The organism is Enterorhabdus sp. P55, from assembly GCF_009911695.1.
Classification (GTDB): domain Bacteria; phylum Actinomycetota; class Coriobacteriia; order Coriobacteriales; family Eggerthellaceae; genus Enterorhabdus.
The window spans coordinates 28,796-47,363 of record NZ_QWKK01000003.1; the positions used below are offsets into that span (position 1 = coordinate 28,796).

The 18,568-nt window shown below is 67.8% G+C and carries 1 protein-coding gene (only partly in view); it reads left to right on the forward strand.

Every position in this 18,568-nt window falls within one protein-coding gene, locus tag D1643_RS00675, for an SdrD B-like domain-containing protein, read on the forward strand. The gene is 67,146 nt long; 27,877 of those nucleotides lie to the left of the window and 20,701 to its right, leaving coding positions 27,878–46,445 in view, spanning codon 9,293 (partial) through codon 15,482 (partial); the first codon wholly inside the window starts at window position 3. Both codon boundaries (start and stop) fall beyond the window edges.

An 18,568-nucleotide genomic window follows, 5' to 3' on the forward strand; every position in this document is an offset into this window, starting at 1 on the left:
GCAACCGCCAGAAGATCAGCTACGTCCTGACCGGCACGCCCACCACCGGCACGGTGAACGATGCCGTGAACGGCCTGCCCAACCAGTACACCTACGTCACGACGGGGCAGTCCTCCACAGGCTACACCCGCGACTACTTCCGCTACGTCACGGCGAGCCGCATCGCGGACGCGCTCTCCACGCTCTCCAACGGCGGCAACGCCACGGCCACCCAGGACCTCAACGTGGTCACGGCTGCCACCGGCACGGTGACGGCAGGCGAGGGCGAGGCCGCCCATGACGTGAGCGGTGCCCAGGCGCTTTCCGCCACGCCGCTCATCTGGTCGCAGACGCGCCTGCATATGCAGAAGGCGTGGCTGGCCACCACGAGCGAGATGGTGAGCGACTACGACGACGGCGTGGGCACCGCCAACGCCGACGATGACTACCAGGCGGCCCGCAAGTACAGCGAGGAGGCCACGCTCTACACCGGGGCCAACGCGGGCGTCTCCGCCACGCTGCCCGGCGCCGACCCCAACTTCAACGACTACCACAAGATGATCCGCGGCAACGGTCAGAACAACCTGATGAAGAATCAGTACGACAACCGCGAGATCGAGTTCGGCCAGTACGAGGATGCCCTTGAGCTGGGCCAGGAGTTCACGAGCCAGCTGACCGCCTACAACTACGGCGACCGCAACCTCGACGGCGTGGAGTTCACCTACATCATGCCGCGCGGCGTGGAGCCGGTGCTCGACGCCGACGGCCACGTGGTGCTGGACGCCGAGCTGCTCAAGAAGGTCAACGGCGTGTCCAACGGCCGCGGCGACGCCGTCAACGACGGCGCGCCCTACGTGAACGAGACCTACGAGGCCATCCCCGCCGACCTGGTGGACGTGGAGATCGTCCAGACCCCCTACGGGGACTACCAGGGCTATGACGCCCCGAGCGCCATCCAGGACCCGGCGGAGTACCGCACGGGCAACGTGATGACGGCCGAGACCGACCTGTCCGACGCCATCGACCGCTCTACCTACACCTCCGTGAGCGGCGCGGCCGCCGGCAGCGCGGGTGACAAGAAGGTCGACGGCAAGATCGTGGCCGACCCCGCGCAGATGACGGGCGCTGCCTACACCCAGAGCTCGCAGCCCTGGGTGCTCAAGATCACCGTGAAGCAGGACCTGGGCAAGTGGTTCGGCCGCAGCGTGGACGGCACCGCCGCCAACGCCGCCGACCCCGATCCCTCGTCCCTGACCGACTGCTACGTGGAGGGCGGCTACAAGCTGCGCGTGAACCTGCGCAGCCACATCTTCGGCAACAACGAGGCCGAGGCGTGGTACGACCGCCTGCTCACCGCCCCGTGGGACGATGAGGCCAACACGGGCGGCGTGGACGCCGCCACCACGGGTGATGCCACCACGCCCGACAAGGAGCCCTTCAACAGCTCCGCCTACTACCAGGTCTACGACGTGGACGCCTACGAGGGCGGTGCGGCGGTGCGCACCCGCAACCAGAACGTCCAGCCCTTCGGCATGGACTACACCTGGACGCTCATGCACGGCAGCCTGGCCGGCGCGCATGCGCCGCTCTACGCGCAGTTCTACGGCTCGCCCACCATGCCGGCCGTGAACGGCTTCACCGTGCTCAACAACGCCGCCATCACCGATGCGACGGTGGCGGGCGACAACGCGCAGAAGGCGGCCCTGGCCAAGATGGGCCTGCGCGTCACCAGCAGCGACCAGGTCAACTACGACGACGGCCTCAAGCGCGCCAAGAACGCCGACGGCACGCTGGGCGACCCCGTCACCCTGTATGCCCAGACGGGCACGCACGCCGTCATGCGCAAGCCGATGGTGCGCGTGTGGAGCACCGTGAGCCCCTACGAGGAGCAGGTGGGCCAGACCTCCGACGCCGTCGCGGCCGTCAACGAGGCCTACTACGTGGACACCGAGGCGGATCGCCGCCAGGTGAACGTGCACGTGGAGAACCGCTACTGGCTCAACGAGCAGCCCTACCAGTGGGAGCGCGTGAACAACACCTATCCCTACGCCTATAACGGCACCGTGTTCGATTCGCGCTACCGCAACAACTACGCTGTCGACGGCGGCCAGAAGGGCGCGTTCACCCTGCCCGTGGTGACCATCGTGCTGCCCTACGGCGTGGCCCCCTATTCCAAGGCCACGGGGCTGCCCTACCTGCCCGAGGGCGACAAGGAGGCCTCGGCCGACCGCCCGCAGGGCTGCAAGGACCTGCGCGTGGAGGACTGGGACCTGTCCTCCGTGACGGGCGCCGACGCCACGAACTACGACAACCTCACCGCCCAGGCGGCCGACCCGTCCGACCCGACGGGCTACCAGACCCTGGCCAGCGTCAACGACAACTTCGACGCCGCCTACAAGAAGGCCAACTGGAACGCCAGCTACAGCTACGAGCCGGTGACCACCGACACCGGTGCCACCGAGTACCGCTACGTCATCCGCTTCGAGCCCACGGCTGACGGCTACAACTCCGACCGCGACCTGGTGACCCAGATCGTCTCCGGCGGCCTGGACACCTTCAAGATCAACGTCATGACCTACGACGAGCCGAAGATGGGCATGGAGCCCTCCGTCACCGCGAAGGGCTACGAGAACATCCGCGCCTTCGTCACGTCCAAGGTGGACGGCTTCCAGTTCCTCACCGACGAGGACATCACCGTGGTCAACGGCACCACGGCCGACCGCGTCATCCAGGCCCAAAACGGCGGCGGAACCACGTCGCTGGTGAGCAGCACGGCCTTCAACCCGTTCACCGTGGGCGCCGAGGCCCAGCTGCACCGTGACCAGAAGCTGAAGTGGCTCAAGTACCGCGCCGACCACAGCAACTGGACCACCATCAACTCCACCACCTACACCAACCTCTACCGCACCACCGGCTGGTACGAGGAGGACAAGCGCCTGGACGCCACGGAGTCTACCTACTACACCTACGTGGCCCAGAGCGCTGATGGCAGCAAGTACGAGGCCACGCCGCATCCGACCGGCTTCATCCCGGCCAAGTACATCAACTGCGGCGTGCGCACCAACGAGCGTGTGCCCAACAACTACCTGGCCGGCTTCAACGGCACCTACGTGGAGGGCACGGGCACCACGCGCATTCCCAACGCCCTGGGTGCCTCCGGCCCGGCCGCGCGCCCGCTCTACGGAGGCAACGTCACCGTGGGACCGGACGGCGAGCCCATCGCCGCGGACGCGCAGGTGTCAAACGGCAAGGGCCTGCTGGTGGGCGACTATGAGTACGACAACAACAACTACGGCCTGAGCTCGGCCACCACGGCCGCGCTCAACCGCGCGGGCGATGACGCCACGAGCCACGACGAGGCCTTCGTGAGCCGCCTGACCATCGACGGAGACAACCCTGACGGCGTGGCCGCCACGCACGAGGACGAGGGCGTCTACTCCACGGTGAAGCTGCGCACCAAGGTGCCCACGCTCAACGTGGACTACGAGGTGGAGGCCAACCCGAAGGACCGCCCGAGCGACATCGCGGGCGCCAGCGGCAACGTGGGCAACAAGCCCGGCACCAACGCCACGGGCAACGGCGCCGGCAAGGACTCCATCCTGAAGACCGACGGCTCGGTCATCTCGGCGCCCGTCAGCACCGAGGTGGGCGACAGCACCGTCACCGACCGCGTGATGAAGGATACCGACGGCAACGAGCTCATCCACGTGCAGCGCGTGGTGGGCCCGGACGGCACCACCATCGTGACCATGATCGAGAAGGACTCGGCGGGCAACACGCTGCGCACCGCCAAGCGCGTGACCGCCGGCGACGGCTCCACCGTGTCCCTCACGCTCAAGGAGTACGAGAACAACGAGGTGAAGTGGTCGCTGCAGAAGACCTTCACCCTCTCGCAGCTCACCGGCGAGGTGGATCAGACCAACGCCAAGCTGTGGCTGGGCGACTGCGACCGCGCCGACGAGACCAAGGGCGACAAGCATCTCATCACCGAGACGTACCGCCGCACGCGCCGCATCGTCTACGGCACGATGCCCGCCACCTACGAGCCGGTTCCCAGCGCTGATCTGGGCCACTACGTCTACGACAGCACGGTGCCCGACAACCTGCGCACCTCCGTCTACGTGCGCCCGACTCCCTCCGACCCCTACACGAAGGTCGTCCTGTCGCGCAACAAGACGGACGGCTCGCTCGAGTACACCCTCGACGGCGTGACCAAGCCGGTGGTGGGCGTGACGTTCTACATCAACGGCGGTGGCACCTCCGCCGTGGGCACCACGTTCTACACCCGCAGCTACCGCTACGACCCCGCCACCGTGGACTACACGGGCACGCGCTACGTGAAGCGCCCGATTGCCGGTACGGATCCCGTGGAGTACGAGTACATCGAGGAGTCCAAGGCCCTCGACGTCACCTCGGACGAGACCCGCTACAGCCGCGAGGAGGTGTTCACCCCCATCCCGCGCACGGAGGCGGCGCTCGAGTCGGCGCTGTCCCAGGCCATCGCCCAGGGCGAGAAGCTCTACGTGGGCCAGGGCGACGCCTACGTGGCCGCCACGCTGGAGAAGCTGCCCGAGAAGGAGAAGGAGGTCATCGACCCCTACAGCTACTTCGAGTACAAGCCCCAGGCCACCGGCACCTACGAGGCCGCCGGCGCCACGTTCTACACGCTGGATGAGGCGACTAAGGAGTACAAGGAGGAGGAGATCACCACCCTGGCCGACCTCCAGTTCTGGTCGACCCCGGGTGCTCCGGCCCTCTACGTCAAGACGCCGATCAACGGCGAGGACGCCTACCTGCGCGCCCGCCTGTCCGACAAGGGCCTCGACCCGCTGCTCGACTACGGCTACCGCGTGAAGGACAACTCCAATCAGGATGACGACGTCATCGGCGTGGACTTCTTCACCCGCACCGAGACCGAGGAGCAGAAGAAGGACGAGAACGGCGACCCGATGTGGGTGCTGGGCGGGGACAACAAGCCCGTCGTGGACGAGAACGGCAACTACATCCCCGTCATGGAGACGGTGCATCACTACCATGCCGCCACGGTGGACATCACCACCATCGAGGGCTTCATGGACCCGGATGCCGACACGCTCTACGTCAAGACGGGCAAGGACGCCGACGACAAGGACGTCTACGAAGAGGTGTCGCTGTTCAACCGCAACCGCGACCAGCGCTACAAGTACAGCTACACCATCGATGCCATCGCCCAGACCACGGCCGTGGGCGCGCAGTTCTACACGCGCACCGAGAAGACCACCACCACGCCGATGAAGGACGAGAACGGCAACGTGGTGAAGGACGAAGCCGACAACATCGTCTACGAGAAGGAGTCCGTCTACACGCCGCTGGCCAAGACCGAGAAGCTCGGCGACTACCTGGAGCCCGAGGCCAACGACCTGTACATCCAGCTCAACGTCAACGGTGCCGACGAGTACGTGATGATCGACCTCGTCCGCGTGAAGGAGGAGGTGCCCGAGCCCGATCCGGACCCGTATGAGCGCTTCCAGTACCGCGTGGAGCAGACGGTCCAAGACATCCGCTTCACCACCACGCGCAAGGTCATCTTCGAGACCGAGCTGCGCGACCCCGACGTGGCCACCATGCCCGACCCGGACAACCCGGGCCAGGACATCCCCTACACGTTCAAGGGCTACGTGGTGGACGGCCACACCCTGGCGTGGGTGGTGGAGAACGACCCCTACTACAAGTACAACTTCGCCAACCCCGACCTGCTGAGCCTGGGCTACGACACCGGCATGCTCGACAGCTTCGGCATGGACAACAACTGGGTGGAGCATGAGACGCTGTTCCTGCCGAGCGACGAGAACGACGCCTGGGAGTACAACGACACCCCGTGGTTCTCGGCCACCATCCTCAACTCGGCCGACCGCCTGGATGCGAGCGAGTACACCGACATCGTGGAGGCCCAGGGCGCGCTGAAGCACGCCAAGCTCGTGTACGCCCTGCACCTGCCCAGCCAGGTGACGTTCTACGACGGCGCCATGCTCACCGATGACAAGGAGCTGGCCGACAGCAACAACGCCTACAAGTGGATAGGCGACTACGACGAGGACGAGGCCGACTACGCCTTCTACGTGGAGCGCGTCTACCGCGACCGCCATGCCACCACGGCCGATCTGGCCAAGGGCGAGTACGTGGTGGACGCCGAGGGCCACCAGGTGTTCGAGGTGAACGCCGACGGCACGCCTCAGGTGGACGCCGACGGCAACAAGGTACCCAAGACCACGGCCGACGTGGATGCGGGCGAGGGCGTCATGAAGACCGAGCGCCTCACCCCCAAGCAGCTGCTCGACCGTGGCTGGACGGTGAAGATCACCTACCAGTCCGACTACGGCGACAACACCTTCGCGGAGTCGGGGTCCACGGCCGTCCGCGGCGGCAAGAACAACGCGCACTACGGCAAGGCCGACGCCGACGACCCGTCTGACACGGTGGAGTACCGCGGCCTGGTGAGCGATACGCTCTCCGGCGCGACCGAGGCCAACCAGGGCGTGGGCTCCTACGCGAGCGTCAAGCCCAACGAGCACGACCGCGAGGTGGTCGTCTTCGAGCTGGCCGCGCCCGACGACGCCGACGACGACGAGTTCAACGACTACGACAGCCTGCTCGAGGGCTTCTACGGCGGCGTCCATGCCGACGGCTACCTGGGCTACGGCGACTCGCTCACCCTCAAGGTGAAGACGCGCCTGGACAACCTGGGGGATGTGGACTCCGCCATGGACGAGGGCCTCTACGAGGACGGCAAGCTCGTCAGCTACAAGAAGCAGATGGAGACCATCAGCAGCTGGGAGGGCGACGACTCCCAGGTGTACGCCACCGCCCATGAGACCAAGCTCAACTGGGTGGCCGATAAGGACGGCTGGGATCACCGCCCCGCTGACGGCGGCAACGTCCTGCACAAGCCGAAGGCTGACGACGAGGAGGCCAAGACCCTCATCGGCACCTCGTTCCACGGCCAGTCGGTCAACCGCTTCTACCGTGCGGGCGAGCAGGCGGCCGACCACCTGCGCAACAACATCAACTACGACCGCGACAGCGACTACGACGACCTGTACGTGACCGACACCTCCGGCTGGTTCCGCATCCGCAAGCCGTCGGTGTCCGTGCGCGCCGATACCGCGCAGCTGCGCAGCCTGCTGTACAACTCCGACATGAACGTCTACACCGGCCAGGACGTGCAGCTGAAGGGCGACAACAGCTTCTACCTCACCCAGGCCATCAACACCGGCGGCGCGGTGAACAGCTTCATCGTGGACTGGCAGGTGCCCTTCTGGGCCACCGCCGGCGCCATGCAGGGCGGCAACGCCATGACGGTGAACAACGCCCACTTCGAGAGCAAGGACTATGCGCTCGGCCGCTTCCAGTCGCTGTTCGAGTCGGTGTCCACGGGCATCTGGGAGGTTCCCGGCGCCCTCTACACCACCAACGGCAAGCCCGACGGCACCGCGGTGCCCTCCACCTCCCCGCAGGCCCAGCCGGCCAACGAGGCGGCGGAGACCGAGAGCCAGCTGCGCCTGTTCATGTTCGCCCGCGTGGCCACCATGGACCGCAGCCAGGACGGCAACGTCTTCGAGGAGCAGAACGGCGCGGTCTACAACGAGTACGAGAACTTCGCCCTGCCCGGCAGCGACGCTGACCGCGACTACTGGTACGGCGAGGACGACACCGACGACTTCGGCAGCTCGGACTACAACACGGCGGACTCCCAGACGTGGGTGCCCATCGGCAACCGCAGCGGCTACGCCATCGCCGACAAGGAGAACGTCACCATCGATGACTCGTTCCTCGAGCAGTACGCCAACTGCCAGGTGCGCCAGATCCGCTGGGTCATCAAGGCCGTGCCGGTGACCAAGGACGGCGAGGGCAACGACGTGGCCAACGTGCGCGATGACACCCTGGCCACCAAGGTGGCCGTGCCCCACGGCTTCCGCCTGGACGTGGACGCCATGCTCGGCGATGCCGACGACTCCCTCGAGGACTCGGCCGGCAACGTGGTGGATCCGACGGGCAAGCAGGAGGCCGACGACTTCGACCCGCTGCGCCTCAACGCGGGCTGGGCGTATCGCCTCAACAACCTGGGCCTGCTGGACACGCTGGACGCCGCGGGCAACTACTACCCCGATACCACCGTGGGCATCCACGAGGGCATCACCAACGGCGCCCCCCTGATCCGCTTCTCGTCCTCGGTGATGAGCAAGCTGGTGGTGGGCCTGGGCGGCCGCGATCCGGTGGACGAGGACACCGGGCGCCCGGCCGACAGCAGCGAGGTGCACGCGAACCACTTCGTGAGCGCCGTGCCCCGCTATGACGACACCAAGCACGTGGAGACCGAGCGCAGCCGCGCCGGCTTCATCCGCACGCCTGAGAGCCCGGTGCTGGCGTTGACCATCACCCAGGGCTATTTCACCGGCGACCGCAAGCTCTACCAGTGGCGCAGCGGCAACAACACCATCGACAAGCGCACGTCCCGCATGATGCGCTACAAGATCGTGCTGTCCAACCTGAGCGCCGACCAGATGGCGGCCCTGGGCTTCGAGGGCTACGAGCCCGACAACTGCGGCGACCCGCAGATCTCGCAGATCCTGCCCTTCGTGGAGGGCTACGCCGAGGCCGAGCTGGCCGGGCGCCCGCTCACCTACGTGAGCTACGAGGACCTGCAGAAGGACGCGGCCAGCGCCAGGCCCCAGTTCGCGTACTTCGACTGGGATTACACGAGCCAGGCCTCCGGTAGCCTCAACGCCACCAACATCAACGACAAGACGCCCATCTGGACCTACTACCTGGCCGACATGACCGACTTCCTCGATGTGGAGAAGGTCGTTACCAGCCAGTCCTCCTCCACGCCGCGCCTGAACGACACCTCGGTGGGCGGCGACTTCCTCATGCGCGACAAGGCCGGCAGCCTCGACCCGAACACGGGCGAGCCCGTCATGCCCGAGCGCAAGTTCATGAGCTGGCAGTTCACCGGCCAGCGCACCACCTTCGAGGAGAACGGCGAGACCTTCACCGAGACCGACCGCGGCGTGCTGCGCCCCGGCCAGGGCCTGGTGGTGGAGCTGCTCATGCCCATCGACAGCTCCAACAACGACCTGCTCTCCGAGGACCTGCTCATGACCTCGGCCTACGGCTACAAGCCGGGCAACTTCATGCCCTTCACGCCGTCCGCGTCCTCCAACGACGGCTCCACCCGCGGCCTGGTGTCCGACACCCGCGACGTGAACATGGACGGCCAGCGCAGCCAGTCGATGATCATGATGCAGCTCAAGGCCCTCGAGTTCGAGGCGCAGGGCACGCTCAACATCACCAAGACGGTGACGAGCGCCATCGAGGCCCTCACCGACCTGGCGGCCGTGCCCGAGGGCTCCAGCTACACCTATCACGCCAACATCCTCAACAACGACGGCGACGAGAAGAAGGCCCAGAACTTCAAGGACATCGTCTTCTACGACATCCTGCCCTACGCGGGCGACAACAAGATCCTCGCCTCCAACGGCGGCGACGCGTCCTCGCGCGGCTCCAAGTGGAACGGCGTGGTGACCGACCTCGACTCCATCCAGGTGAAGCGCTTCTCCGCCAGCACCGCCTACGGCCTGCCGGCCGACGGCCAGGTGCTCGAGGACGGCAACCAGATCGAGATCTGGGTGGGCCCCTACACCGAGGACGAGAACGGCGTGCTCCAGGCGGGCGTGCCCGACGACCTCATGTGGCTCTACGACAAGACCGAGAAGTACACCTACGGGCCTAAGTTCCCCACGCCCGAGGAGCAGATGAAGCCCGGCTTCGACCTGAACGCGACGCTGCCCGACGGCACTCCCAAGTGGGATATGACCGACTTCGAGAAGCGCGAGGACACGGTCTACGAGACCATCGAGGCCATGCGCCTGGGCGAGTCCGGCATCGTGGACGGCCAGTACCAGGAGATCATGAGCGCCGATGAGAAGAAGCGCGCCTGCGGCCTCATCCCGCTCTCCGAGCTCAAGGAGTACGTGGACAGCCATCCCGAGCGCGAGACGGAGCTCACCTACGGGCTGCGCGCCGTGTGGGTGCAGGCCGTCCAGAGCGTCATCGTGCCGCCGCGCGGCTACGTGCGCCTGATGGTGGACCTGACCGCCCCGCTCAACCTGCCCAAGTACCTGGGCGACAAGGAGAAGAAGCCCAACGACATCCTCTCCGACAAGGAGGCCACCGAGGACGCCAAGCGCCGCGCCATGGAGATGCTGGCCGTGCAGCAGACCAACACCTTCGTGCCGCGCGTCAACCAGACCGACATCGTGAGCAAGGAGTCGGTGTACAAGGAGGAGAGCCCCGAGGCGGGCGCCTTCGTCGACGCGCCTGACGGCCGCGGCTACATCGGCGACTACGTGTGGCTCGACGCCGACTGGTCGCAGACGCCCGAGGACGACGTGGCCGGCTTCCAGACCGACAAGGACGGAAAGCCCGTCCTCGACGCCGACGGCCACGTGGTGGGCAGCGCCTACCAGGAGAGCGCCAACGGCCGCCGCCTCATCCGCGGCGAGACCCGCGTCATGGACGACGCCGGCAACGTGACGAGCACGCCCTTCGACAACTCCGTCACCGTCAAGGACGGCAAGGAGGTCACGCGCTTCACCGATCTGGACTACGACGGCCAGGTGGAGGATCCCGGCATCAACGGCGTGAAGGTGGAGCTGCTCAACGAGTACGGCCACCCGGTCAACCGCGACGGCGAGGTGGTCAAGCTCGTCAACAACCAGGGCACCAACTACCAGAACCGCTGGGTTGTCTGCGACGCCCGCTCCGGCGAGCCGCAGCGCGACGCGTGGGGCAACTACATCAACGCCGACTCCGGCGCGCCGTGCGTGGCCTACACCCAGACCGACTACTACGGCAACACCGGCCACTTCATCTTCTCCAACCTGGAGCCGGGCAACTACCGCCTGCGCTACACGTTCCCGGAGGAGTTCTACAACTTCTCGCCCACGGCCAAGACCATCGGCGACCAGTCGGTGTACGTCAACGCCAACGACACGGAGCTCACCATCGAGCGCGTGGAGAAGGACGCCGCCAAGGGCATCGACGCGGCGCTCATCATCACCACGGGCAGCGTGCGCGTGAACGCAGTCGAGTACGACAAGGAGCACTACGGCTCCCCGAACTACGACGAGTCCATCCACCGCGCCTACGACCAGGCCATGACCTCGATGAAGCTGGGCGTGGCCCAGGGCATCACCTTCGAGGGCGTCACCTTCCGCGACGACATCCTGGCTACGGGCGACTTGGAGGACGTGACTGAGATCAACTCGCTGCTCGACTCCGTCAACACCGGCGACGGCGAGGGCCTTGCCCAGATGCAGGGCGCCACGGCCGTGGAGGAGAAGCGCCTCGAGGGCATCCGCGTCAACGTGTACGAGTACCATCAGGACACGGGCACCATCGACTCGCGCATCGCCACGGACGCCGACGGCAACCTGGCCTCCATCGTCACCGACGAGACCGGCTTCTTCCGGTTCCGCCTGAAGGCCGGCACGCAGTACGTCATCAAGACCTCCGACACGGTGCAGAACCGCCTCATCAAGCCCACGCTCAACACGTGGAGCCATGACCCGCTCGAGTACCCGCAGAAGGGCGTCTACTACGACGGCACCGCGGCGCTCGTGGGCGACAACGACCTGCGCTACGTGTCCGGCTCGGCCCGCACCTATCCCATCGAGGCGGAGATCCCGCTCGACGAGAACGGCGTGGCCATCTACGAGGACTACCTCAACCAGTGGATGGGCTACCAGCGCCAGAGCAAGCTGGCCCTGGGCTACGTCGACGGCACCAAGGGCTACCTGGGCGACAACGTGTGGAACGACGAGAACTACGACGGCATCCAGCAGCCCCACGAGGAGGGCATCGGCCAGGGCCCGAAGAACGGCGGCGTGCGCGTGAAGATGGAGACGTGGTACTACGCGCCCAAGGAGTTCACGGTCGAGTCTGTCCAGAAGGTGGACGAGAAGGGCCAGCCTGTCTGGGAGAAGGACGAAGAGGGTAACATCAAGCTCGACCCGGCCACCAAGGACGACCCGCCGTACTACGGCAAGATCCCCGTCATGGAGGACAAGGTCACGGCCAGCGACGAGTACGAGTGGTTCCTGCTGCCCGGCGACGATCTGCGCGAGGCGTGGACGGGCGACGCGGCCGCGGCTGGCACCTACCTGTTCCGCGACGTGAGCACGTTCGTGGTCGACCCGCGTGACACCCGCGACTTGGAGGAGGACTACAAGACCAAGCGCCTGGCGGGCTACCGCCTGCGCATCGACCAGGACGACCTGATGAGCCTGGACGAGGACTACGCCGTCACCGTGCGTGACGCCCTCATCAAGGACGAGAACGGCATCGCCCTGGGCAACGCCATCGACTCGGATTCCGACCTCATGACCAAGCCGGTGGAGACCGCCGTGCTGCGCCAGGCCGGCGACGACCAGGCCGAGGACGGCACCAACGCCGCGGGCGAGACCGTGCTCACCTACTACCTGAACGAGCGCGGCTCGCAGGCTGAGGCCGGCACGTTCGCCGACGCCGACGGCAACCAGTTCATCGTGCTGTCGAGCATCGGCCAGCAGACGTCCGACCCGACGCCCTTCACCGAGATGACCGAGGGCGCCACGGGCCAGCGCGTCACCTACAAGACCACCTACGTCAACGAGACCGATACGGCCCAGGACATCACGATGATCGACCCGTACCCGACGGGCGATGACGTGACCGTGGTGGCCGGCACGCCGTCGTGCGACTACGCCGGCGCCACGTTCAACCCGAGCGTGCCCGACGCCGAGGGCAACCTGACGGCCCAGTGGTCGGGCATCCACCTGAACCCGGGCGAGTCGGTAACGGTGCAGATCACCTACGAGCTGACGGTGGTCAAGACCATCACGCACACCGTCCGCATCAGCGGCGTCGGCGACGCCGAGGTGGAGACCAACGCCGTGAGCCACAAGGTCAAGCGCGACATCGAGGCGCTCAAGCCCTCGCTGCCCGAGCTCATGGGATCGTCGCGTGACGACCGCGAGATCAAGGTGTATGACGAGAACACCGGCGCCCTCGTGGAGACCAAGCGTCCGGACATCCCCACGCCGGGCGTGACGGGGAAGAGCTACGCCGCCGCCAAGGCCGCCCTGGAGGATCTCGGCCTGCACGTCGGCCGCATCACCGTGCGCACGACGCTGCCCGACGGCGTGGCAAGCGCCGCCGTGGGCTCGGTGGTGGCGCAGCAGCCCGCCGCCGGCTCCCTCAAGTACGCGGGCGCGCCGATCAACCTGACCATCTACGATCCGAGCGGGTCGAACGCGGCCTACCCGACGGAGCGCTACGCCGACACCGCGGCGGTGGAGAAGGCGCTCGACGATCTGTACGCCGACGTGCGCGACTACCAGACCGTCCTCAACGCCAACCCCGATCCGAAAGATCCGCCCACGCCCGAGTCGCTCGACCCGGCCGGCTACACGTGGGACAAGTTCCTGCCCGAAGGCGTGACCACCTCGACGGCCACGGCCGAGCAGAAGGCCCAGGCCGAGGCTGACGCCCTTGCGGGCTGGAACGCCGACTGGCAGAAGTTCCTGAGCGAGTGGTACGAGGTGCTCGGCTTCAGCTACTACGACGCCGACGGCAAGCTCGTCTCGCCCACGCCGTCCACCAACGCCTCTGCCGACGCGGCGGCGGGCCAGTACGGCCAGCCGTGCCGTGAGTACAACATCGTGCTCGGCAAGGACGCCAAGAGCGTGACCAAGGACGCGTGGGAGATCTACCAGATGGCCTACGCCTCTGCCGATGAGCGTCCGGCCGGCTACAAGTTCTTCGTGACCGGCGGCGGCATCACCATGGAGCTGGAGACCCCCGACTTCGTGGGCTACGAGGACATCTACAAGGAGATGCGCGTTCGCTACCTGAAGGCCAAGGCCGACTACGACGTGGCCAACGACCTGTACACCGCGCTCAACAACGAGTACACCGACTACAAGGCGCGCTGGCGCTTCTACCTGGCCGAGAAGGCCGAGTACGAGGCCGAGGAGGACTACGGCTCCGGCAAGATGCTCAACGGCCTGCCCGTGTCCGACAACGCGGCCGGCGCCACCATCTACAACCTGGGCGACGCCGCGCGCCTCTACAACTGGGATGCCGGCCTGACCGAGGTGCCGCGCTCCACCATCAACGGCTTCATCTGGGACGACTCCTACCACGGTGCCGTGGACGGGGTCGACGACGCGGCCCTGCGCGAGCGCGCCTACAACGGCGTGCGTGACGAGGCCGTCCTGGCCGACGATGGCACCACCGTCGTGGCTGAGGCCGAGCCCGGCCTGGCCGACCAGGTGCTCTACCTGACCCAGTGGTACTACGTGCCCTTCGCCGACGGCGACGACTTCCACTTCACCACCCGTGACTGGAACGCGATGACCGCCGACGAGCAGGCGGCCGCCCTGGCCGCCGCGGGCGTGACCGACAAGCACACTACCGCCGACTGGGAGCTGGCGACCGACGGCTCCGGCCTGTGGGTGCGCAGCCTCACCTTCGGCACCGACAAGGCCACCGGCGCCTGGAAGCGCGAGATGGTGCCTGCCGTGGACGAGATGGGCAACCCCATCTTCAAGGACGACGGCACCCAGGACACCATGCGCCAGGAGACCCTGATGGGCCCGCGTTCCACCGGCTCGTGGCAGGTGGAGGGCAAGGACGGCGTCATCGCCGTCAAGTCCGACGGCGTGAAGACCATTGAGACCCCGCGCGTGGACGCCAACGGCAACCCGGTGCTCGACAACGAGGGCAACCCCATCATCGACGTCACCTACGACGACAGCACCGTGGGCACCTACGCCTTCGACGAGCTGCCGGCTGCCTATACGTCTGCGGGCGGCGTGCACTACCTGGCGTCCTACCGCGTGGAGCTGGGCGAGTTCAACCAGGAGGACACGCGCGGCGACGCGGCCAGCGCCTCCGACGACGAGCAGTGGCTGCTCACCCGCTACCACGAGGGCGAGAGCGCCGATGCCGACTCCGACGCCAACGGCGGCGCTGACGCCAGCGCCGTCAAGCCCGGCGCGGGCGGCGGCGTGGCCTTCACCGCGCAGGACACGGTAACCACCCTGGCCGGTGCCGAGAAGGACGGCGTGCGCGCCCACAGCGGCCACATCATCGTGGCCGGCGCGAGCAACGACACGAGCTGCTCCAACGTGGATCCGAGCACCACCGCCATCGACCTGCAGGCCTCCAAGGTGACCATCCCCGTCTCCGACGTGCTGAACGTGGCGGCTCCCGCCCAGGGCGCCGACGCCGACCTGCTGGTGAGCCGCGAGGAGTACGTGACCTACGACTGGCTCACCTACCGCCAGACCGTCGACGAGAACGGCGACGTGGTGCTGGATGAGGACGGCGAGCCGCTCCAGGTGATCCACGGCGGTGACGCCGGCGAGGTCAAGCCGCCCACGCAGTCCATCACCGGCGTGGTGTGGAACGACGCCGACAACGACGGCATGCGCGGCACCAAGGGCGCCGACGGCGCCTGGACCGGCCTGGCCGAGGGCGAGGAGCTGCTGCCCGGCGTCCAGCTGACGCTCGAGCGCTACTACCAGGTGGTCGGCGACCCGCAGGCCACGTGGACCTACGACCCGACGTGGGCGGTGAACGACGGCGCCTACCAGGCCGACCCGACCGTGGGCCTGCTGGGCGACAACCACTACGGCGCCACCCCGGCGCCGGCGCCCGCGCCTGACGACGCGGACGACCCGGATGCGCCGGCCACCCGTGAGGGCGAGGGCGAGGGCGACGCGGGCGACGAGCCCGAGCAGCCCGCGGCGGCCACCCACAACACGGTGACCGACGAGAACGGTGCCTATCGCTTCGACAACCTGAAGACCCAGGGCTGGCTGGACGTGCCCGTGGCCGCTGCTCCCGACGCGGAGGGCGAGGGCCCGGCTGCCAAGGCCGACGAGCCCGCCGCCACCGAGCGCAAGCGCGTGGTCTTCGGCTACAAGGTGCGCGTGACCGATTCCGACTGGTGGAACCGCTACTGGGGCACGGCCAAGTACCTGCAGGGTGACAGCTACGCGCTGGCGTCTGAGGACTGGGCGGCCGACTCCGACCTGATCCACGAGGACGGCTACCTGATGGCCCGCGCCGAGGACGGCACGCCGGAGGAGGTGACGGTGCTGCTCGACGTGGCCACCGGATCATCCCCGACGGTCAACGACGCGGTGGTGGCCAACGCCAACAACGCCAACATGAACACCGGCGACCGCTACGGCGATGACGGCCGCTACGGCACGACCGCCCGCCCGGGCGCGGGCTCTGCGGTGCCCGCCGTGCTGACCACCAACGCCGCCGCGGCGGCGGGCGCGGCCTTCGAGGCCACGACCACCTACGACCTGGCCCGCGGCGCCGACCGCGCCGGCAACGACGCCGGCTTCCGCGAGCCTGCCTTCGAGTCTGTGGAGGGCATCGTCTGGAACGACGCCGACTACGACGGCCTGTACGAGCCCGACGCGGGCACGGCCACGGCTGCCGACGACGCCGACGGCGACGGCTCGGGTGATGCCGACCCCGTCCCGGCCGAGCAGGGCCTGGCCGGCAAGCGCGTCATCCTCAAGCAGTGGTTCTGGGCCCCCGTGGCCGTGGAGCCCGCGGAGCCGGAGGTGCCCGAGGTGCCGGCGACCCGCACGGGCCGCGTGGCCGACGACGCCGACGATGAGGGCGCGGATGCGGAGAAGAAGCCGCACGTGCTGACCGCCGCCGAGCTGGCTGCGGCCGACCCGGATACCTATAAGTGGCAGTGGGTGCTGAACGAGGACTTCGGCGCCGACAACTACACCCAGGCCATCGGCTCGACGGCCGTGGGCGACGCCACGCTGCCCCACGCGCTGACGAGCGCTATCCCCCAGGCTACCCATGATGACGCCCTCGGCGCCGTCTGGACGCTCACCGAGGGAGACGCTGCCGGCGCGACGGCGGGCCGTTACGCCTTCGGCAGCCTGCCCGCCCGCTACGTGCTCGACCGCCGCGCCGAGGGCGCGGACGTGGCGCATCCCGCCACCGAGTACCTGGCCGGCTACACGCTGGAGGTGCTCGGCGGGGCCGAGAGCGCCGATGCGGAGGCCATCGCCGGCCTGCCCGCCACCCTGCTCCAGCAGGGCGCGGCCGACGCCGACAACTCCAAGGCCATCAGCGCCCTTGAGGCCAAGGCCGACAAGCTCAACTTCTCCGACTACGAGGACGGCAACTACCCGATTCGCTGGAACGAGATGACCGTCCAGGTGACCGACGGCGAGGACACCGAGAAGGCTACCCTTGACGGCAAGCTGATCCTGGCCGCCCAGGCCCTGGCCCAGCCGCTGGCCGCCGATGCCCCCGCGGGCGCCGAGGCCACGCGCGACGCCGCCTCCGGCACGCGCAACGACGCGTCCCTGGCCGCGAGCCGCGGCACCCAGGCCCAGTACTACGTGCGCGAGACCCGCGCCGCCGCTGTGGCCGGCCAAGCCGCCGGCGCCGAGGTGGCCGCCCATGGCGACCAGACCGTGGTGTACGACTTCAGCCGCGCCCAGTCCGACACCCGCATGAACGCGGGCTTCGGCGAGTACGGCTACACCACCGTGTCCGGCAAGCTGTGGCAGGATCAGAACTTCGACGGCATCCTCAACCAGGGCGAGGAGCTCATCCCGCAGGGGACGCTCTCCATCACCCAGTGGTTCTTCGTGCCCAACGGCACGCTGCTCGACAACGGCAGCGACCTTCTGGCCGCGCTGCGCGCCGACGCGGCCAGCGCCGACCCGCACTTCGTGCTGGACGAGAAGACCGACCCGGCCCATGGCGTGTGGGTGCGCGCCCTTGACGAGCGCACCACCTTCGCCCGCAAGGACGTGACCACCGATGCCGCCGGCGCCTACGCCTTCAAGCAGCTGCCGAGCTTCATCTACGTGAAGGGCGCGGCCACCGCGGCCGACCCGGATGATGCCGACGCGGCCATCACCAACAGCTTCCAGGTGCTCCAGCCCAATGACACGACGGGCGTCGAGGGGGCCGCCAACGCCAACGAGGCCGATGACGCCTCCATCGACCAGCTGTTCATGGCGGCCTACCGCCTGACGCTGGCCGACACCGCGCCGGACTACTCGCTCACCACCGCGCACGTGGGCATCAACGTGGGCGACAAGAACCTCGGCAACCTGAGCAGCATCGTCGTGCCCCGCTCGACGCTCGAGGGCTCGGACTCCGACGGCGTGCGCCAGGACGGCGACCGCGTGATCCAGGTGATCCCCGAGTACTTCGACAACTCGTGGAACGCCGAGCACACCTTCGACGAGTACGACAAGAACACCGACGACGCCTACCAGAACGACGACCGCAACCAGAAGGGCGAGGACGCCGCCGGCAAGCCGAGCAAGTGGCGCACCGACGGCTACGTCATCGTGTCGGCCAAGGGCTCCATGCACAACTCCGACACGGTGGGCGAGGGCGACGACGCCGTGACCACCGACTACCGCACCTACCAGTACGAGCAGGTGTACAACGGCGTGCGCTACGACGTGCCGCGCCCGATGCTCGCGCAGCACGGCGGCGA